Consider the following 19330-nt stretch of genomic DNA (forward strand, 5'->3'; position numbering starts at 1 on the left):
ATTGAACTGCATGCGTGATTTTCAACTCCCCGGACGGTCGCCGGTTCGTGCGACGGAAGCGATGGCCGCGACATCGCACCCGCTGGCGACGCTGGCGGCGATCGAGATGCTGCGGTCCGGCGGCAATGCAATGGACGCAGCCGTTTGCGCGGCGGCGGTGCAGGCGGTGGTCGAGCCGCAATCGACGGGTATCGGCGGCGACTGTTTCGTCCTCTATTGTCCCAACGGTCAAGGCGAGGTTCTGGCCTTCAACGGCTCCGGCCGCGCACCTGCGGCAGCAGAGGCGCAGTGGTATCTGGACAAGGGGCACGACGAACTGCCTGAGTCCGGTCCGCACGCAGTCACCGTGCCGGGCGCCGTCGACGCGTGGTGCCGGCTGCTCGATGATCACGGCAGGAAGGGCATCGACGTCGCGCTCGCTCCGGCCATACATTACGCCGAACAGGGTTATGTCGTCCAAGACCGCGTGGCCTTCGACTGGGCCGAAAGTGCTGCCTTGCTGGCCGCCGACGAACATGCCGCGCGGATATTTCTGCCGGATGGAAAGGCGCCCCTGGCCGGCGAGCTGCACCGGCAGCCGCAACTGGCCGAAACCCTGCGCATCGTCTCGCGCCGTGGCCGTGCCGGCTTCTATGAAGGCGAGGTCGCCGACGACATGGTTTCGCGTCTGCGCGCGCTTGGCGGGCTGCATGCGCTCGAGGATTTTTCGGCGACGAAGGGCGACTATGTCAGGCCCGTCGGCACATCCTACCGAGGTTACGACATTCATCAGATGCCGCCGAACAACCAGGGGCTGACGGCACTGATCATGCTGAACGTGCTGTCGGGCTTCTCGCTCGGTTCGCTGGAACCGAACGGCGCCGAGCGCTTTCATCTCGAGATCGAGGCGGGGCGGCTTGCCTATCAGGACCGCGACAATTTCATCGGCGACCAGAACCAGGTCCATGTCCCCGTAGAGCAGTTGTTGTCCAGATCCCATGCCGACCAGCTTCGCGCCGAGATCGATCCGGCGCGTGCAATGACGCATCTGCCACGGCTGGAGCTTCAGCCGAGCGATACCGTCTACATCTCCGTGGTCGACCGCGACCGTAATGCGGTCAGCTTCATCAACTCGACCTTTGGTTCGTTCGGCAGCGGCGTGGTCGGCCCCAGGACCGGCGTCGTCCTGCAGAATCGCGGCAGCAGCTTCCGCCTGGCGGCGGACCACCCAAACCGCATCGCACCGGGAAAACGCCCGATGCACACCATCATGCCGGGCATGGTGACAGCCAAGGGCAGGGCAGTCATGCCGTTTGGCGTGATGGGCGGCGGCTACCAGCCGTTCGGCCATGTCCATTTGCTCACCAACATGATCGACTTCGGCATGGACCCGCAGGAGGCGCTGGATGCGCCACGCGTGTTTTACCGACAGAACACTGTGGAGGCCGAGCGTGGCGTTCCGGCCGAGGCGATCGCCGGCCTGCGCGAGCGCGGTCACGACGTGTCCGTCCCAACCGAGCCGCATGGCGGCGGCCAGCTGGTGCTGATCGACTGGGACAAGGGCACGCTTACCGGCGCGTCCGATCCACGCAAGGATGGTTGCGCGCTGGGTTACTGACGGTCCGCTGCGTCGCCGAGCTTGTACGACAGTTTCAGCTGGTTTCGATATCTGTCACGAGGCGCCCTGCATGCTGGTCCTGTTCAGTTTTGGCGCTGCCGCCATCAGCGCCTTGCCGATCGCCGACTGCGGGGCACCGATGACCGCGCGGGCGTTGCCGCTTTCGGCGACGCGGCCGGCATCGAGAATGACGACACGATGGGCGATGGCGCTGATGACGCCGAGATCATGCGAAATGAAAAGATAGGCGATCCGTTGCTCGCGTTGCAGATCGAGCAGCAATTGCAGGATCTGCCGGCGCACCGATACGTCGAGCGCGGACACTGCCTCGTCGAGGATGATCAGCGACGGGTTTGTGGCGATGGCGCGAGCGATCGCGATGCGCTGGCGCTGGCCGCCCGAGATCTCGTGGATGACACGAGCGGCGAGATCAGCGCTCAGGCCGACGCGCTCGAGCAGAGCGGCGATGCGGCGCGGGCGTTCTGATCGGGCTGCGATGCCATGGATGCGCAAGGGATCGTCAAGCACACGCGCCACGCTGGCGCGCGGATTGAAGGCGGCGAGCGGGTCCTGGAAGACCATTTGCAAACGCGCGCGCCGTGCGCGCAAGGCAGCGCCGTTCAGGGACAGGAAATCGCCACCCTCAAACTCGATACGGCCGGCGTCCGGTTCGATCAGCCGCAGCAGCAGCCGCGCGACCGTCGACTTGCCACTGCCGGAAGGGCCGGCCAGCGCCAGCGTCTCGCCGGCCTCGATATGAAAGGAGGCATCATCGACGGCGGCGATTGTCTTGCCGCCGCGACGATATCGTTTGGTCAGGCCGGAAACAGCCAGCAATGGACGGCTCACCGCGACGCTCCTGACTGCTGCAGCAGCGGTTCGGAGTCGAGGCCGAGATGGGCGTTAAGCAGCGCTCTTGTGTAGGCGTGGCGCGGACTAGCGACGATCTGCGCCGTCGTGCCGAGCTCGACCAGCTCGCCGTGCCGGAACACGGCGATGCGCTCGGCCAGCTCGGCGGCCAACGCGATGTCGTGGCTGACGAACAGCAGCGTCATGCCGTCCTCGGCCACCAATTTCCGGATCAGCGCGACGATCTCGGCCTGCACGATGGTGTCGAGCGCGCTGGTCGCCTCATCGGCGATCAGCAGTTTCGGACCGGCCGCGATCGCCGCGGCGATCGCCACGCGTTGCTTCTGGCCGCCGGAAAGCTGGTGCGGGTAGGCGCGCAAAGCGGCGTCCGGGTCGGGCAGGCGGACGCGTTCGAGCAGGGCTTTTGCCTTGGCATAGGATTGCGACCAAGTCAGACCAAGATGCGTGTGCGCGACTTCCGCGATCTGCTCGCCAACCGCCATTACCGGATCGAGGCTGGCCGACGGGTCCTGGAAGACGAAGCCGATATCGCGGCCACCGAGGGGGGTGTGGCTGGGTTTGGCGGCGGATTTTAGAGGCTTGCGTTCTGTGAGACCCCCCTCTGTCCTGCCGGACATCTCCCCCTCAAGGGGGGAGATTGCGCTGTCATTTCCGCTTTCGCCAATCTCCAAGGCTGCAGTGCCGGCGACGGAACTGCCAATCTCCCCCCTTGAGGGGGAGATGTCCGGCAGGACAGAGGGGGGTGCCTTGGCACCAAAGGATGGCAAAAACCACTCGATCGAGCCTCCAACCTTGGAAGAACCCGGCAACAACCCGGCAATGGCCAGCGCCAGCGTGCTCTTGCCCGAACCGCTCTCGCCGATGATGGCGAAGCGCTCGCCGGCGGTGACATCGAGGCTGACATGGTTCAGCGCCGCCACCTCGCTGCCGTCGCGGCGATAGGTCACCGTCAGATCGCGGATCGAAAGCAGCGCCGTCACGACAGGCTCCTTCTCACCGCGGCCGTTTCGACGACGCCTTCGCCCGCGAGATAGACGCCGAGCACGGTCAGCACGAGCGCTACGCCGGGAATGATCGACAGGAAGGGCGCGGTGCGCAGCACGGCGCGACCTTCGGCGATCATGCCGCCCCAGGTCACGCGGTTGGGGTCGCCGAGGCCGAGAAACGAAAGGGCCGCTTCGGTGAGGATCGCGGCGGCGACGATCACCGACGACAATGCCAGCACCGGTGGCAATGCGTTGGGCAGGACTTCGCGCAAGGCGATCTCCAGCGGATGCATGCCGATCACGCGGGCGCCGGCGACAAAATCGCGCTCGCGGATCGACAGCACTTCGGCTCGTGCAACGCGCGCCGGCCCCGTCCAGGCGCCGAGCGCGATCGCCGCAACGACGACTCCGAGCGACGGCCCGACGACACTGACGAAAGCCAGCGCCAGCAGGAAGCTCGGCACGGTCTGGAAGNACGACGACTCCGAGCGACGGCCCGACGACACTGACGAAAGCCAGCGCCAGCAGGAAGCTCGGCACGGTCTGGAAGGCGTCGGTAATGCGCATTAGCACCTCGTCGACGAGCCCGCGGGCAAAGCCGGCCAGCGTGCCGACTATTGCGCCGACGGCAAGAGCTGCTGCCGCTGCCGCCAGCCCGACCGCCAGCGACGTACCGGCGCCGTGGACAAGCGCGGCCAGCACGTCGCGGCCGAGCCGGTCGGTGCCGAGCGGCAGCGACCAGTCCTGAAAGGGCGGCAGCAATGCCGGCCCGGCAATGGCTTGCGGGTCGCCGGGAAAGAACAAAGGCGCTGTCAGCGCCATGGCGAACAACGCTACCAGGATGATCGCGCCGGCGACCGCTTCCGGCGTGCGAAGAAAGCGGCGAAGCGGGCTCACGCGCTGGCCTCGCTAGCGCCGACGCGCGGATCGAGGAAGGCGTAGGCGACGTCGACAAGAAGGTTGATAACGATGACCAGAACGGCGCTGACCAGGATGATGCCGAGCAGCAGCGGCGTGTCGCGCGCTGCCACCGCTTCCTGCGCCAGCCGGCCAAGCCCGGGCACGGAAAAGACGCTTTCGATGACGACGCTGCCGCCGAGCATCTGCGCCGATTGCAGGCCGAGCATGGTGACCAGCGGCAACAGCGCGTTGCGGGCGACGTGGGCGAGCACGATGCGGCGGCGGGAGAGCCCTTTGGCGCGGGCGGCGAGGACAAAATCCTGCCGCCAGACCTCGGCCATGCCGGCGCGCATCATGCGCAGATAGAGTGCCAGATAGATGAAGCCGAGTGCCGACACCGGCAGGACGAGATGGCGGGCAATATCGGCCGCGCGGTCAAGGCCGGTCTTGCCCGACGCGATGCTCTCGATGCCGCCGATCGGGAACCAGCGCAGGTCGACGGCAAAGACGATGATCAGCACCAGCCCGAGCCAGAATCCGGGAACAGCATAGAGCGCCAGCGAGCCGATCGACAGCAAGCGGTCGCGAAAGCCGCCGGGCCTGGCGCCGGCATAGATGCCGAGCGCCGAGCCGAGCCCGAAGGAGAGCGCGGTGGCGCTGCCCATCAACAGCAGCGTGTTGGGCAGGCGCTCGAGGATGACGTCGCGGATTGGCCGCGAGAAGGTCACCGACTGGCCGAGGTCGAGATGCAGCAGCGCCCAGAGATAGGTCGCTAGCCGCGTCAACGCCGACTGGTCGAGGCCCCAGCGATGGCGCAGCAGTTCGATCATGCCGGCGTCGCCGCCGGTCGAGACGATGTAGGCGTCGACCGCGTCGCCGGGGGCGGCTTCCAGCAACAGGAAAGTGCCGATCACGACAAGCAGCAGCACGAAGACACTGCCGACGAGGCGACGGCGAAGGAGGAGAAGCGCGCGGGTCATGGCGGCGCCGGCTGCTTGGCGGTATGCCGATCCTGAGAAATGCCGAGCCTAGGCACCCCCCTCTGTCCTGCCGGACATCTCCCCCTCAAGGGGGGAGATTGGCCGTCACTAGCCGTGGCGCCAATCGCAAACGTTGCTGAGGGAAGGGCCGTCGCCAAAGCAAGCGAATCTCCCCCCTTGAGGGGGAGATGTCCGGCAGGACAGAGGGGGGTATCGTCGAGCACGGACATTACCAACTTCACCTATTGGCGAAGGTCAATCTCAATTAACCCGCAGCTCACCCCTTCAGCCAGGTGTCCGCCCAGTTCGACACCGCCCAGCGCGGGTTGTTGGCGACATTCCCCACCGTGTCTCTGACAACGCTGATGAAGCTCCATTCGGCGACATTGATCAGCGGCAGGTCGGCTGCGACCTTTTTTTGAAACTCCTTGTAAAGCTCCGTCCGCGCGGCGGGGTCGAGCGTCTCGGACGCCTTGGCGACGAGGGCGTCGAGTTCGTCGTTCTTGTAGCCGCCCTGGTTGGAGAACGGCACGCCGTCCGGGATGCCGCTCTGCACCAGGATGGTGGTCGAGATCGCCGGATCGCCGCGGAACACCGGCGGCCCGACCGCAAGGTCGAAGGCGTGGTCGGTGTAGACGGCCTTGATGTGCGCGGCCGAGTCGTTGTTGACCAGCTGGGCGTCGATGCCGATGGCGGCGAGCGCCTGGCGCAGATAGTCGCCGAACTGCTTGGTCTCGTTGAAATAGGGCGCCGGCAGCAGCTTCAGCGAAAAGCGCTTGCCGTCGTCACCCCTGCTGTAGCCGGCTTCGTCGAGCCGAGCGTTGGCCTTGGCCACGTCGAAGGCATAGGTCGGCACATCGGCCGTATAGAACTGCGGATCGTTTTTCGGCACCGGGCCGGTGGCGGTGGCGGCATAGCCGAGGAACACCGTCTTGACGACGAAATCCTTGTCAATGGCGTGGGCGATCGCCTGGCGCACCTTCACGTCGGTCAGTTCCTTGCGGCGATGATTGATTTCGACGACGAGCTGATAAGTCAGCGCCTCATAACCCTTGGTGATCACCTTGAGGCCAGGCACTTTTGAGATGCGGTCGAGATCGGCCAGCGGCACCGCGGAAAAGGCGGCGAGCTGGATCTCTTCGGCCTCAAGCGCGCTTGCCGCCGAGGTGCGGTCGGGCAGCACCTGGTAGATGATCTCGTCGAGGTAAGGTTGGTCCTTGCCCCAATAGTCGCCATTCTTCTCCAGTCGGTAATATTCGCCTGACTTGTGTTCGGCGAATTTGAACGGGCCGGTGCCAACAGGCGCATTGTTCGCCGGGTTCTCTTCGATCTTGCCTGTCTCGTAGATGTGCTTCGGCACCACGCTGGTCAGCGCCGGCAAGGCGTTGCGGATCAGCTGGAACGGTGTCGGTTTGGCGAATTTGAACACCGCCGTCAGTTCGTCCGGCGTGTCGACCGCCTCCAGATCCTTGAACACGGTGCGGCCGAGATTCTGCAGCGGCTTCCAGATCTGCAGCGCCGAGAACGCGACGTCCGCGGAGGTAAAGGGTTTGCCGTCATGCCATTTGACGCCCTCGCGCAATTTGAACGTTACCGACAAGCCGTCGGCGGCGCCCTCCCAGCTTATCGCCAGGCGCGGGTCGAGCCCGTCCTTGCCGTCAAAGGACGCCTCGGCCAGCGGTTCCACGATCTTGCTCGAAATGAAGAAGACGCCGTTGGACGCGACGATCGCCGGGTTGAGGTTGCGCGGCTCGGAATCGGCGGCGACGACCAACCGCCCGCCTTTCTTCGGCGTCTGTGCCCAGCCGATCGTCGGCAGCGCCGTCGAAGCCAGCAGCAGTGCCGAACCGGCAAGCACGCTGCGTCTGGAAATCGTGACCTCTGACATGATCGAACTCCGTCCCTCTCAGCCACTCTGGCCCGGGTGGCCACTACCCTCGGACGCCAGACGGCATCCTTGCAAGGGTGATTATGAGCCTTGCCGAGGGTTTCGCCAGAGACGGATTTGGCGCATCCTCATGTGGCTTTGAAAATTTCGTCCTCTGGACCAGTTACAGGAAGCGGTCCAAGCCGACCTTATCTGGTAGGACCAGACTTGTCTCGTCGAAGACTGGGCGCCGCCGGCGATCCGAGCGGCCGGCCAGGGAATTCAGGGAGAGAAAGATGAACGTCGTTCCGGGTAAGAATGCCGCCAGCACCATCCCGTTCGATCATGCCAGGGTCGATCGGCTGATGGAGGAAGCCGGCATCGATGTGCTGGTCGCCACCTCCAAGCACAACACGCAATATCTGCTTGGCGGCTACAAGTTCATCTTCTTCGCCGCCATGGATGCGATCGGCCACAGCCGCTATTTGCCTGTTGTCGTCTACGAGAAGGGTGGGCCGGACCACGCCGCCTATATCGGCAACCGCATGGAGGGCGCCGAGCACCAGAACAACCCGTTCTGGACGCCGACCTTGCACGCCGCCTGCTGGGGCACGCTCGACGCCGCCAATCTCGCGGTCGAGCACCTGGCGAAAATCGGCAAGGGCGACGCCCGCATCGGCATCGAGCCGGCTTTCCTGCCGTCGGATGCCTACACGCTGATCCGCAAGGCGCTGCCTGATGCCAAGCTGATCGATGCGACCGATATGCTGGAGCGGATGCGGGCGATCAAGACGGATGCGGAGCTGGAGAAGCTGCGCATCGCCTCTGAACTGATCACCGATTCCATGCTGGCGACCATTGCCTGGGCGCGCGAAGGCACGACCAAGACCGAGATCATCGAGCAGCTGCGGCGCGAGGAGACCAATCGCGGCGCGCATTTCGAATATTGCCTGCTGACGCTGGGCGCCAGCCACAACCGCGCCGGCTCGCCGCAGGCATGGAAGAAGGGCGAGGTGATGTCGATCGATTCCGGCGGCAATTATCACGGCTATATCGGCGACCTCTGTCGCATGGGCATTCTGGGCGAGCCGGATGCCGAACTCGAGGATCTGTTGGCCGAAGTCGAGGCCGTGCAGCAGGCGGCCTTTTCGAAGGTACGCGCCGGCACGCTGGGTGGTGACATGATTTCCTACGCGGAAGGCGTGCTGAAGATATCCAAGGTCGCGCCCTATACCGATTTCTTTGCCCACGGCATGGGGCTGATCACACATGAAGCTCCGTTCCTGATGACCAACCATCCGGTGACCTATGAAGGCACCTATGCCGAAAAGCCGCTGGAGAAAAACATGGTGCTCTCGGTCGAGACGACGATGCATCACCCGACGCGCGGCTTCATCAAGCTCGAAGACACGCTGGCGGTCACCGATAGCGGCTACGTCATGTTCGGCGACCGGGGCAGGGGCTGGAACAGAGGTGGGGTGGCATAATCTCCCGCAATGGGCGGCGCCGCCCCTCATCCGCCTGCCGGCACCTTCTCCCCGTATAGGACGGGGAGAAGGGACATGGCCGCAGCCTTGGTGCTTATTCTGCAACGCTTGTGAGTGGCGAAACCGTAACGAGGGCGACCTTTCTCCCCGTTTACGGGGAGAAATGCCCGGCAGGGCAATGAGGGGCAGCGCTGCCCGAGAAAAAGGTCACGCGCCCGGCGGCAGCAGCCTGAAATCCGGCAGGTCGCGCAACGCCAGTTCAGGCCCAGCCGGCGAATAGACGACGAAAAGCTGCATGGGCGCATTGCCGGTGTTCAGTGTCGAGTGGAAGCGGCTTTCCGGCACATAGATGGTGCAGCCGGGGCCGACCTTCTCGACGACCGGATTGCCGTCCTCGTCCTCGACCATCTGCTTGCCATTGCCTGATATGACGAAGATGATCTCTTCCGCACCCGGATGGTTGTGGCGCGTGTGGCCCTTGCCGGAGGGCAGGTCGACGACGCCGCCGGAAAAGCGCGTGGCGCCGTTCACCTCGGGCGCCACCGTCAGCGACAGCCTGCCCCAGTCGAAGCCGAAGGCGCTGACATCCTTCGGGTAGACAAACACCTTGCTCTTGTCGGTCATCGTCTCATCCGTTCTTTTTCTTCGCGGTCGTCTTGGCACCGCTTTTTTTTGTTTGCGCATCGGATTTTCCCAAAACCGGTTCCCACTTTTGGGTCCGATGCTCCAGCGAGACCGCCTTGAAATCGGCAGTCTGCCTGGCGATCGCCGCCTCCGCCGGCAGCCGCTCCATCGAGCTTGCCCCGTAAAAGCCGTGCAGGCCCTTGCAGCGTTCGAGGATGTAGCGGGCATCGTCCGGCATCGAGATCGGCCCGCCATGGCAAAGCAGGATGACATCCTTGCGCATCGCACGCGCCGCTTCAGCGATGGCGTCGATCTCGGTCACGCAGTCGTCGAGCGATTTGGCCGACGTCGCGCCAATCGAACCGCCGGTGGTCACCCCCATATGAGCGACGACGATGTCGGCACCGGCCTTGGTCATGGCGCGCGCCTCATCGGGGTTGAACACGTAGGGCGTGGTCAGGAGATCGAGCTCGTGTGCTGCGGCGATCATGTCGACCTCAAGCCCAAAGCCCATGCCGGTTTCCTCGAAACTTTGCCGCATCTGGCCGTCGAACAGGCCGATGGTCGGAAAGTTCTGCACGCCGGAAAAACCCATCGTCTTCAGCTCGGCTAGCAGCAGCGGCATGATGACGAAGGGATCGGTGCCGTTGACGCCGGCCAGCACCGGCGTCTTCTTCACCACCGGCAGCACTTCATAGGCCATTTCCTTGACGATCTCGTTGGCGTTGCCATAGGCGAGCAGGCCGGCGGCCGAGCCGCGGCCGGCCATGCGGTAGCGGCCGGAATTGTAGATGATGATCAGGTCGATGCCGCCGGCCTCCTCGGCCTTGGCCGACAGCCCGGTGCCGGCGCCGCCGCCGACGATCGGCACGCCGCCGTCAATCATCTTGCGGAACTTTTCCAGGATTTTCTTGCGCGGAATGGCGGGCATGGCTTCGTCTCTCACTGTCTGGCGATGTCGAGAAAAGCCGCAACCGCAGCCTTGGCGAATTCGGGATCGTTGATGTGCAGCGGCAAGCGGATCACGCGACGCGTGTCATCCGGCATGATCGTGCGCTCGAGGGCCTCGAAGAGTGCTGCATCGGCCTCGGGATCGAAAAAGGCGCCGCCTTCGATGTCGAGCGCCGAAACGCCCTTTTCGGGAATGAGGAACCGGACCGGTCCCTCGCAAAGGCTTAGTCTTGCACCGATCCATTCGCCGATCCTGCGGCTTTCGTCAGGCGTCGTGCGCATCAGCGTCACGTTCGGATTGTGCTCGTAAAACAGCCGTCCGCTATAGCGTTCCGGAATGGTTGGCGGCGCCCAGAAATTCACCATATCGAGCGCGCCGACCGAGCCGACATAGGGCGACTTCGTGCGGGCGATCGCGCCGAAACGGTCTTCGGTTGCCGGCAGAACGCCGCCGAACAGGAGGTCGCAGACTTCTGTCGTCGTGATGTCGATGACGCCGGACAGCAAGCCGCTGTCGGCCAGCTTCTCCATGGTGCGGCCGCCGGTGCCGGTGGCGTGGAAGACCATGCAGTCATAGCTCGAACGAAGCTCGTCGGCGATCGAAGTCACGCACGGCGTGGTGACGCCGAACATGGTGAGCCCGATCGACGGTTTGCCGTCGGGCGGCGGCGCCGGTTTTGCAGACATGGCTGCTATCGCCTGGGCGGCGTTGTGCAGCACGACGCGAGACAGCCGGTTCAAGCCGGCCATGTCGGTCACCGACGGCATCATGACGATGTCGGAGACATCGACATAAGGCGCGGTGTCGCCCGAGGCGAGCGTCGAGACCATGATCTTGGGCAGGCCGAGCGGCAGCGCGCGCATGCCGGATGTGATGATCGAAGTGCCGCCACCGCCGCCGATACCGATCACACCTGAAATATCGGTGTGCGATTGGACAAACCGGGTGAAGGCGATGGCCATTGCCGCGACCGCGGTGCCGCGGTCGTCGACGCCCAGCACGGCAGTGCTGCCGTCGGGATGGTTGCCGGCGACCTCTTCGGCCGAGACATCGACCGGCACGGTCGCGTTGCGCGTTCCGACGTCGACGCGGGCGACAGCAGCACCGGTGGCTGCGACCGCATCGGCCAGAAAGGCGAGTTCCTCACCCTTGGTGTCGGCGGTGCCCACCACATAGACGCGCTTCATTGCGTTTCCCCGGTTCAAGGCGCACTCGGCGTAGTTGCCGGCCGCTCTTTTGCCCCGGCCGTTCGGCAGCGCGAAAGGCCATTGCAATTTTTTGAGACGTCCGTATCATATTGACATGAATGTCTCACGTCAACCAGCGGCAGTGCCCGACGATGCCGGTTCTGGAGCGCCGCGCGGGCCGCGCGCCCGCACAAGGCGGTTGATGCTGGAGACGGCGACAAGGCTGATGCAGGCGGGCGCCACGCCCTCGGTCAGCGAGGTCGCCGAAGCGGCGGAAGTCTCCCGCGCCACCGCGTATCGGTACTTTCCAAGCCAGGCGGCGCTGGTGCAGGCGGTGGTCGACGAAGGGCTGGGGCCGATCCTCACCTGGAAATCGACCTCGGCCGATCCCGAGCGCCGCGTCGTCGAACTGTTCGACACGGCCATGCCACGCATCGAAGCCTTCGAGGCGACGTTCAAGGCGGCGCTGAAGCTGTCGCTCGACCAGTGGGCGCGGCGGCAGGCCGGCACACTCGACGGCGAGCCGGCCTTCACGCGCGGCCATCGCATCGATCTGCTCAAAGACGCGATCGCACCGCTCAAGCACCGGCTGCCGCCACGCGAATTCAAGCGCCTGGCACAGGCCCTGTCGCTGATCTTCGGCGTCGAAGTGCTGATCGTGCTGAAGGATATATGGGGACTGGACAGCCGCAAGATGATGTCGGTAGCGCAATGGGCAGCCGGCGCGCTGGTGCGGGCTGCAGTGATGGAATCGATGGCTGGAGGAAACAGACCTGCGCCGGCGACAGCTGCGGAATAGTATCGATCTGGTTCGACCAGATGGGGATGCCTACTACTGACAATAGTCGGCGTTTCGTAGCGCGAACAAGGGTCTTGCGTATCAACGAGTAGGAAAATTTAAGAAAAACAGACAGATGTTGCTGGAATCTGCTTGTCTGAGGCCCTGCCATCGTCCAAGAAAGAGCTTGACGCGCGTCCGAAATTGGTAATACCAGATCAGGACGATATAGCGGGTCGAAAGTGAGGGCTGCGATCCATTTCCGGTTGGGCGAGGAGGCTCGAAAACCGGAACGGCGCCATCACGGAAGGAACTACCAGGGCCGGCCTCGCCGCCGGCTCGGATGATACGGTAGAATGCGCACAAGGGAGGAAATCATCATGCGCAAGACAATGACCAGCATGCTTGCTGGTATCGGCTTAGTGCTCGCCTGCGGAACGTCTGTCTACGCGCAGGATAAGGAACTCACCATCTTCTGGGCTGAGTGGGATCCGGCGAACTATTTGCAGGAACTCGTCAACCTTTACGAGGCCGAGAGCGGCGTGAAGGTCACGGTCGAAACGACGCCGTGGCCGGATTTCCAGACCAAGGCGTTCACCGAGTTCAACGCCAAGGGCAGCGCCTACGACATGGTCGTCGGCGATTCGCAGTGGATTGGCGCGGCCTCCGAGGCCGGCCACTATGTCGACCTCACCGACTTCTTCAACAAGCACAATCTGAAGGAAGTGATGGCGCCGGCAACGGTGAAATACTACGCCGAATATCCGTCCAACTCCGGCAAATACTGGTCGATACCGGCCGAGGGCGACGCGGTCGGCTGGTCCTATCGCAAGGACTGGTTCGAAGACCCGAAGGAGATGGAAGCCTTCAAAGCCAAGTACGGCTACGATCTCGGCGTGCCGAAGGACTGGAAGCAGCTGCGCGACATCGCTGAATTCTTCCACCGTCCCGACGAGAAGCGCTACGGCGTCGCCATCTACACCGATAACTCGTACGATGCTCTGGTGATGGGCGTCGAGAACGCCATTTTCTCCTTCGGCGGCGAACTTGGCGACTATTCCACTTACAAGGTCGACGGGATCATCAACTCCGAGCAGAACGTCAAGGCGCTCGAGGCCTACAAGGAGCTCTATTCCTTCACCCCTCCTGGTTGGGCCAAGAGCTTCTTCATCGAGGACAACCAGGCGATCACCGAGAACCTGGCGGCGATGAGCATGAACTACTTCGCCTTCTTCCCGGCGCTCATCAACGAAGCCTCCAACCCGAATGCCAAGGTCACCGGCTTCTTCGCCAACCCTCCAGGACCGAACGGCGACCAGTTCGCCGCGCTCGGCGGCCAGGGCATCTCCGTCATCTCCTATTCGCAGAATCAGGAAGAGGCGATGAAGTTCCTGGAGTGGTTCATCAAGGACGAGACGCAGAAGAAATGGGCGGAACTCGGCGGTTACACGGCAAGCGCCAAGGTGCTCGAGTCGCCTGAATTCCAGAACGCCACGCCTTACAACAAGGCCTTCTACGAAACCATGTTCAAGGTGAAGGACTTCTGGGCGACGCCGGAATATGCCGAGCTGCTCATCCAGATGAACCAACGCGTCTATCCGTACATCACCGGCAATCAGGGCACGGCCAAGGAAGTGCTCGATGCGCTCGCCGCGGACTGGAACGCCACGTTCAAGAAATACAACCGCGTGAAGTAAACGGCTCTAACGCTCGGAGGGGGCGGGAGCCCGCCCCTTCCGTTTTCTTTTCCGGAGGAACGGCCCTTGGCCACTGCAGTCATGACCACGCTGGATCCCAAGTCGCGCTCCGCCGCCCGCGGTATGAGCGACCTTACGATCCGCAATCTCTTCATCATTCCGACGATCGTTTTCCTGATCGTCTTCAACATCTTTCCATTGCTCTATTCGCTCGGCTATTCGTTCACCGACTTTCGCGCATCGAGCGCGGCACCGGCAACTTTCGTCGGACTGCAGAATTACCGCGAGCTGCTCAACGACCCGTTCATCTGGTCGAATTTCGCCATCACCGCCAAATACGTCATCGTCTCCGTGGTCGGCCAGGTCATCGTCGGCTTCGGCGTGGCGTTGCTGCTCAACCGCGATATCCCGTTGAAGGGCCTGCTGACGACACTGCTGCTTTTGCCGATGATGCTGTCGATGGCTGTTGTCGGCCTGTTCTGGAAACTGCTCTACGATCCGTCCTTCGGCATCATCAACTATACGCTCGGCCTCGGCTCCTTCGAGTGGCTGTCCAACCCCGACATGGCGCTCTACGCGGTTGCCATCACCGACATCTGGATGTGGTCGCCCTTCGTCATGCTGCTGTCGCTCGCCGGCCTGTCGGCGGTGCCGAAGCACCTCTACGAGGCGGCCGCGATCGACCGCGCCGGCTCGTTCTATACGTTCTTTCGCATTACGCTGCCCCTGGTCGCGCCGATCCTGATGATCGCGATCATCTTTCGCACGATGGAGGCGTTCAAGACCTTCGATCTTGCCTACATCCTGACCAGCCAGCCGACTACCGAGGTGATCTCGATCCGGCTCTACAAGATGGCGTTCCAGGAATGGCAGACCGGGCGCTCCTGCGCGCTCGCCTACATCGTGCTGATCATGATCCTGGCGATCACCAACATCTACGTCAAGTACCTGAACAAGGTGAAGGAGCGCTAGCATGGCCGCTGTCACCACCTCTGCCGAGCGTTCGCTCAACAAGCTCGCCATCGTCGGCGTGCTGATCGTCACGATTATCTTCCTGGCGCCGATCTACTGGATAGCCTCGACGGCGTTCAAACCGCGCAACCTCGCCACCACCATCCCGCCGACGGTGGTCTTCCAGCCGGAGATATCGCCCTTCGTCAAGCTGTTCACCAAGCGCTCGCAATTGCGCACTGCGCCGACGCCGGAACAATACGCCGCCGCCCCGTGGTGGGAGCGGCTGGTGTTTGACGGCGGCGAGAAGGTGGTGCGCTCGGGCAGGGGCGACGTGCAGTGGTCCGGCTATCCGAACCGCTTCATGAATTCGCTGATCGTGGCCATCACCTCGACGATCCTCGCCGTCGGCATGGGCACCTTCACGGCTTACGGGTTCTCGCGCTTCAAAATAAAGGGGGAACAGGACCTGCTCTTCTTCATCCTGTCGACGCGCATGCTGCCGCCGGTGGTGGTGGCGATCCCGATGTTCCTGATGTACCGGGTCGTCGGCCTCAACGACACGCATTGGGGCCTGATCATCCTCTACACCGCCTTCAACCTCAGCTTCTCTGTATGGCTGATGAAGGGGTTCATGGACGAAATTCCGAAGGAATACGAGGAGGCGGCGCTCGTCGACGGCTATACGCGCATGGAGGCCTTCTTCAAGATCGTGCTGCCGGAGGCGGCCACCGGCATCGCCGCCACCGCCGTATTCTGCTTCATCACCGCATGGAACGAATATGCCTTCGCGCTGATCATGACCAACCGACGCGCCCAGACGGCGCCGCCCTTCATTCCAAGCCAGGTCGGTTCCGGCCTGTCGGACTGGACGGTGATTGCCGCCGGAACCTTCCTGTTCCTGCTGCCGGTCGCCATCTTCACCTTCCTGTTGCGCAACCACCTCCTGCGCGGCATGTCCTTCGGAGCGATCCGCAAATGATCCGCCACGCTACAATCCAGCGCACGGCCGAGATCGTGATGGTGTGCGGCATCATCGCGCTCTGCCAGCCGTGGAACCTCTTCCTGCACCGCTACGGGCTGACGATCATCATCGTCGGGCTGCTGACGTTCATGATCACCGGCTGGGTCGGTCCAAGGCAGGAGCCGAAGGCGACCGGCGCACCGGAAAAAGAAGGTCACGCATGACCCAGATCGAGCTTCGTGGCGTCCAGAAATTCTTTGGCGCCGTCCAGGTCATCAAGGACCTCAATCTCAAGATCGACGACAACGAGTTCATCGTGCTGCTCGGCCAGTCGGGCTGCGGCAAGACGACGACGCTTCGCGCAATCGCCGGGCTGGAGACGATCGACGGCGGCGATGTCCTCATCGACGGCAAGCCGGTCCAGCATCTCAAGGCTGCCGACCGCGACATCGCCATGGTTTTCCAGTCGTTCTCGCTCTATCCGCATATGAGCGTCTACGAGAACATCGCTTTTCCGTTGCGGGCCATGCGCAAGAGCAAGGCGGAGATCGACGGCGAGGTGCGCTCGGTCGCCAAAGTGCTGCAGATCAACGATCTGCTCGGCAAGAAGCCGTCGGCGCTGTCGGGTGGCGACATGCAGCGCGTAGCAATCGGCCGGGCGCTGGTGCGGCGGCCGAAGGCGATGCTGATGGACGAGCCGATCGGCGCGCTCGACGCCAAGCTGCGCGAGGAGATGCGCGCGGAGATCAAGCGGCTGCACATCAAGCAGGGCTCGACCACCATCTACGTCACCCACGACCAGATCGAGGCGATGAGCCTTGCCGACCGCATCGTCATTATGCATGAGGGCGTTCTGCAGCAGGTGGGCAGCCCATCGGAAGTGTATAAGCACCCGGCCAATCTGTTCGTCGCGCAATTCGTTGGCTCGCCGGTGATGAACGTTGCCAATGCGGCGGTGACGATGAACGGCTCCGGCGCCAGGGTCACTGTCGATGGGGCCGCGGAAGGGTTCGTTTTCCCGGCCGAACTGGTCGGCCAGCTCGACGCCGCGAACGTCGGGCAGGACCGCCTCGCGCTCGGCATCCGCCCTGAAGGCCTGATGGTCTCGCGCGACCCGGCGGACGGTTATCTGCCGGTCGAGGCGCAGATCATCGAACCGCTTGGCTCCTACGACATCGTCGACCTCAAGGTCGGGGCACAGATGCTGCGCGCCCGGACCCGTTCCGGTTTCGTCGGCAAGCCGGGGGTCCAGGTCTTCGCCAGGCTCGACCCGGCGCAGGCGCACTTCTTCGACACGGCAAGCGGCAATTCGCTTGGGGTGAGACTCTGATGGCCCATATCCAGCTCAAGAACATCTCGAAGACATTCGGCAATCACACCGCATTGGCCGGGCTCAATCTCGACATTGCCGACGGCGAGTTCTTCGTGCTGCTCGGCGAGACCGGCGCCGGCAAGACGACGACGCTGCGCATGGTCGCCGGCCTGGAGAAGCCGACCGAAGGTCAGGTCTTCATCGACGGCGTCGATGTCGCCAACTGGGGTGCCGCCGAGCGCGATGTGGCGCTGGTGCTGCAGCAATATTCGCTTTATCCGCGCTACACGGTGCGCGAGAACCTCGAATTCCCGCTGAAGCCGAAAATCCGCCGCATCGAGCCCGACGAGATCAAGACGCGCGTCGACCGCGTTGCCAAGACCTTGCGTATCGAGCATCTGCTCGACCGCAAGACGGATCGCCTCTCTGGCGGCGAGATGCAGCGCGTCTCGATTGGTCGCGCCATCGTCAGGAAGCCGCGCGTATTCCTGATGGATGAGCCGCTGTCGGCGCTCGATGCCAAGTTGCGCGAGGCGCTGCGCACCGAACTCAAGAACATCCAAATGAACCTTGGTCAGACCTTCCTGTTCGTCACGCACGATCAAATCGAGGCGATGTCGATGGGCGACAAGGTTGGCGTGCTCAACCATGGCCGCATCGTCCAGACCGGCACGCCCTATGAGATCTACAACTATCCGCGCGACACCTATGTGGCGAGCTTCGTCGGCTCGCCGCCGATGAACCTCATCGACGGCAAGCTCATCGACGGCCGCGCGGTGATGGCACCGCTGAATTTCGAACTGCCTTTTGCCGGGGGGGCCAGGACGAGCGGCGAGACCGACGGTCGCCCGCTCGTCTTCGGTATTCGTCCCGAGGATCTCTATCTCGAGAGCGGGGCACCGGTGGAAGCGCGCGTCCACGATGTCGAGAACCATGGCGTCGAAAAGATCCTGACGCTGCGGGTCGGCGACGCCATGTTGCGGGCCACGGTGCCGGCCAGAACCGATGTCGAGATCGAGCAGCCGGTGCGCTTTGCCTGGGATCCGGACAAGGTGGTGCTGTTCGACAAGGGTACCGGGATAAGCCTTCGTCACGCAGGCTAAGCCGCGTCGCGCAAAAATGCGCGTCTGTTGGGCGGGAGGATGCCAGGCGGCTAAAAGCCTGTGGCCAGGTTTAGCCGGCTTGGCGGGTCTCAGCCGGTTCCTCGGCCCGGAAATGGCTGGGAGCCGATCCGATGACGCGCTTGAACGCCCGGCTGAACGAAGCGTCGGATTCATAACCCAGGCGTGCGGCGACGACGGAAATCTTCAACCGGTCGCGGACCAGCCATTGCCGTGCCTGGTGCATTCTCACCTGGGAGACATATTTGGCCGGCGTTTCGCCGACGATCGTCGCGAAGCGTTCGGCGAAGCCTGATCGCGAGGCGCCCATCATCCTGGCCAGGGTCTCCACCGTCCAGTCTCGGTCCGGTTCGAGGTGGATCGCGGCCAGCACGCGCCCGATCTCGCGATCCCTCACTGCCGCAATCCATCCGGACGAGTCGCCGCAACCGCGCTCGACCCATGAGCGGATGACGGTGGCGGCCAGCACATCGGCCAGCCGTGCCAGAATGCCGCCGGAGCCAACACGCTCCATCGTCACCTCGCGTGCCATAGCCTCCAATAAATGCGGGATGGCCGGTTCATAGGCTTCCAACTCGTGCGCGCGCATCACGTCCGGCATCATGCCGAGCAATGGGTGCAAACCGTCGAGATTGAAATACATGCTGCCGAAAAACAGCAGCGTCCCCGGCCGACAGCCTTCGTTGGACAGGCAGTAAACGCCCTTGCAGACCTCTCCGACCTCGTAACCCTGGATCGGCGAAGCCTCAGTGCCCGGCTCGCTCGCCAGGACGTGTGCGGCGCCGCGCGGCAGCAGCACCGCGTCGCCCGCCTTGAGCTCGACCCATTCGCCGGACGGCTGCAGCAACCAGCATCCTGTGCGGCCGATGAAGTGAAACCGCGCCGCCGTCTGGGCCGGAAACTGGAGGCCCCAGGGCTCCTGCATTTCACAACGGCCATATTCGACGCCGTCGAGCCGTAACCCGCGCAATATGTCTGTCAGCGGATCGCCGGTGACCGGAACTTTGGACGAATGGTCAAGCATGATGGTGTTTCTAGCATGGAAACTCCAGGCGGT

The 19330-nt window shown here is 63.5% G+C and carries 17 protein-coding genes and 1 pseudogene; 9 read left to right on the forward strand and 9 right to left on the reverse strand.

What is annotated here, in order from left to right; all coding sequences use genetic code 11:
- The first annotated feature begins 10 nt into the window (after positions 1 to 10).
- Entirely contained in the window at positions 11 to 1597 is a 1587-nt protein-coding gene (gene ggt / locus X738_RS48645; RefSeq protein WP_023797323.1) for a gamma-glutamyltransferase, read from the forward strand.
- A gap of 54 nt (positions 1598 to 1651) precedes the next feature.
- Here the strand turns inward: ggt and X738_RS48650 are convergent, their stop codons facing one another.
- The 5 genes and pseudogenes from X738_RS48650 to X738_RS48670 all read right to left on the reverse strand — a co-directional run bounded on the left by X738_RS48650 (position 1652) and on the right by X738_RS48670 (position 7221).
- Positions 1652 to 2446 carry an ABC transporter ATP-binding protein gene (locus X738_RS48650; protein WP_023797324.1) on the reverse strand — a complete coding sequence of 265 codons (795 nt, stop codon included), beginning with the start codon at positions 2444 to 2446 and terminating at the stop codon, positions 1652 to 1654.
- Positions 2443 to 3447 (reverse strand): ABC transporter ATP-binding protein, encoded by a 1005-nt coding sequence (locus X738_RS48655; protein ID WP_023797325.1) that lies wholly within the window; start codon positions 3445 to 3447, stop codon positions 2443 to 2445. Before X738_RS48655 ends, X738_RS48650 begins: the two co-directional genes overlap by 4 nt.
- A pseudogene (locus tag X738_RS89675) lies at positions 3444 to 4350 on the reverse strand (ABC transporter permease). Before X738_RS89675 ends, X738_RS48655 begins: the two are co-directional and overlap by 4 nt.
- Positions 4347 to 5333 (reverse strand): ABC transporter permease, encoded by a 987-nt coding sequence (locus X738_RS48665; RefSeq protein WP_023797326.1) that lies wholly within the window; start codon positions 5331 to 5333, stop codon positions 4347 to 4349. The pseudogene X738_RS89675 and the gene X738_RS48665 overlap by 4 nt, the downstream one beginning before the upstream one ends.
- Before the next feature lie 277 nt (positions 5334 to 5610).
- Positions 5611 to 7221, reverse strand: coding sequence for an ABC transporter substrate-binding protein (locus X738_RS48670; RefSeq protein ID WP_023797327.1), 1611 nt, complete (start codon positions 7219 to 7221; stop codon positions 5611 to 5613).
- 275 nt (positions 7222 to 7496) lie between these two features.
- Between X738_RS48670 and X738_RS48675 the strand changes: the two genes are divergently transcribed.
- Positions 7497 to 8687, forward strand: a complete 1191-nt coding sequence (locus X738_RS48675) for a M24 family metallopeptidase (RefSeq protein ID WP_023797328.1) — start codon at positions 7497 to 7499, stop codon at positions 8685 to 8687.
- Positions 8688 to 8894: 207 nt separating this feature from the next.
- Here the strand turns inward: X738_RS48675 and X738_RS48680 are convergent, their stop codons facing one another.
- Genes X738_RS48680 through X738_RS48690 form a run of 3 tightly spaced genes read right to left on the reverse strand, consistent with a single transcriptional unit; the run spans position 8895 to position 11450 of the window.
- Positions 8895 to 9311 (reverse strand): cupin domain-containing protein, encoded by a 417-nt coding sequence (locus X738_RS48680; RefSeq protein WP_023797329.1) that lies wholly within the window; start codon positions 9309 to 9311, stop codon positions 8895 to 8897.
- A gap of 4 nt (positions 9312 to 9315) precedes the next feature.
- Positions 9316 to 10242, reverse strand: coding sequence for a phosphoenolpyruvate hydrolase family protein (locus X738_RS48685; RefSeq protein WP_023797330.1), 927 nt, complete (start codon positions 10240 to 10242; stop codon positions 9316 to 9318).
- 11 nt (positions 10243 to 10253) lie between these two features.
- Positions 10254 to 11450 (reverse strand): Tm-1-like ATP-binding domain-containing protein, encoded by a 1197-nt coding sequence (locus X738_RS48690; RefSeq protein WP_023797331.1) that lies wholly within the window; start codon positions 11448 to 11450, stop codon positions 10254 to 10256.
- Between the two features lie 115 nt (positions 11451 to 11565).
- Between X738_RS48690 and X738_RS48695 the strand changes: the two genes are divergently transcribed.
- The 7 genes from X738_RS48695 (at position 11566) to X738_RS48725 (ending at position 18255) form a co-directional block, all read left to right on the forward strand.
- Positions 11566 to 12249: a TetR/AcrR family transcriptional regulator gene (locus X738_RS48695; RefSeq protein ID WP_023797332.1), complete on the forward strand. Its 684-nt coding sequence runs from the start codon at positions 11566 to 11568 to the stop codon at positions 12247 to 12249.
- Between the two features lie 359 nt (positions 12250 to 12608).
- Positions 12609 to 13925: an extracellular solute-binding protein gene (locus X738_RS48700; protein WP_023797333.1), complete on the forward strand. Its 1317-nt coding sequence runs from the start codon at positions 12609 to 12611 to the stop codon at positions 13923 to 13925.
- 66 nt (positions 13926 to 13991) lie between these two features.
- Entirely contained in the window at positions 13992 to 14897 is a 906-nt protein-coding gene (locus tag X738_RS48705) for a carbohydrate ABC transporter permease (protein WP_023797334.1), read from the forward strand.
- A gap of 1 nt (position 14898) precedes the next feature.
- A complete protein-coding gene (locus X738_RS48710; RefSeq protein WP_023797335.1) occupies positions 14899 to 15858 on the forward strand; it encodes a carbohydrate ABC transporter permease in 960 nt (319 codons plus the stop codon).
- A complete protein-coding gene (locus tag X738_RS48715) occupies positions 15855 to 16064 on the forward strand; it encodes a hypothetical protein (protein ID WP_031254163.1) in 210 nt (69 codons plus the stop codon). The genes X738_RS48710 and X738_RS48715 overlap by 4 nt, the downstream gene beginning before the upstream one ends.
- Positions 16061 to 17170: an ABC transporter ATP-binding protein gene (locus tag X738_RS48720; RefSeq protein WP_023797337.1), complete on the forward strand. Its 1110-nt coding sequence runs from the start codon at positions 16061 to 16063 to the stop codon at positions 17168 to 17170. Before X738_RS48715 ends, X738_RS48720 begins: the two co-directional genes overlap by 4 nt.
- Complete coding sequence (locus X738_RS48725) at positions 17170 to 18255, forward strand: ABC transporter ATP-binding protein (RefSeq protein WP_023797338.1); 1086 nt, start codon at positions 17170 to 17172, stop codon at positions 18253 to 18255. The genes X738_RS48720 and X738_RS48725 overlap by 1 nt, the downstream gene beginning before the upstream one ends.
- A 70-nt stretch (positions 18256 to 18325) precedes the next feature.
- Here the strand turns inward: X738_RS48725 and X738_RS48730 are convergent, their stop codons facing one another.
- Positions 18326 to 19297 (reverse strand): AraC family transcriptional regulator, encoded by a 972-nt coding sequence (locus X738_RS48730; RefSeq protein WP_023797339.1) that lies wholly within the window; start codon positions 19295 to 19297, stop codon positions 18326 to 18328.
- Between the last annotated feature and the right edge of the window lie 33 nt (positions 19298 to 19330).

Origin of the sequence: Mesorhizobium sp. L48C026A00 (assembly GCF_000502375.1) — a bacterium.
Taxonomy (GTDB): Bacteria; Pseudomonadota; Alphaproteobacteria; order Rhizobiales; family Rhizobiaceae; genus Mesorhizobium; species Mesorhizobium muleiense.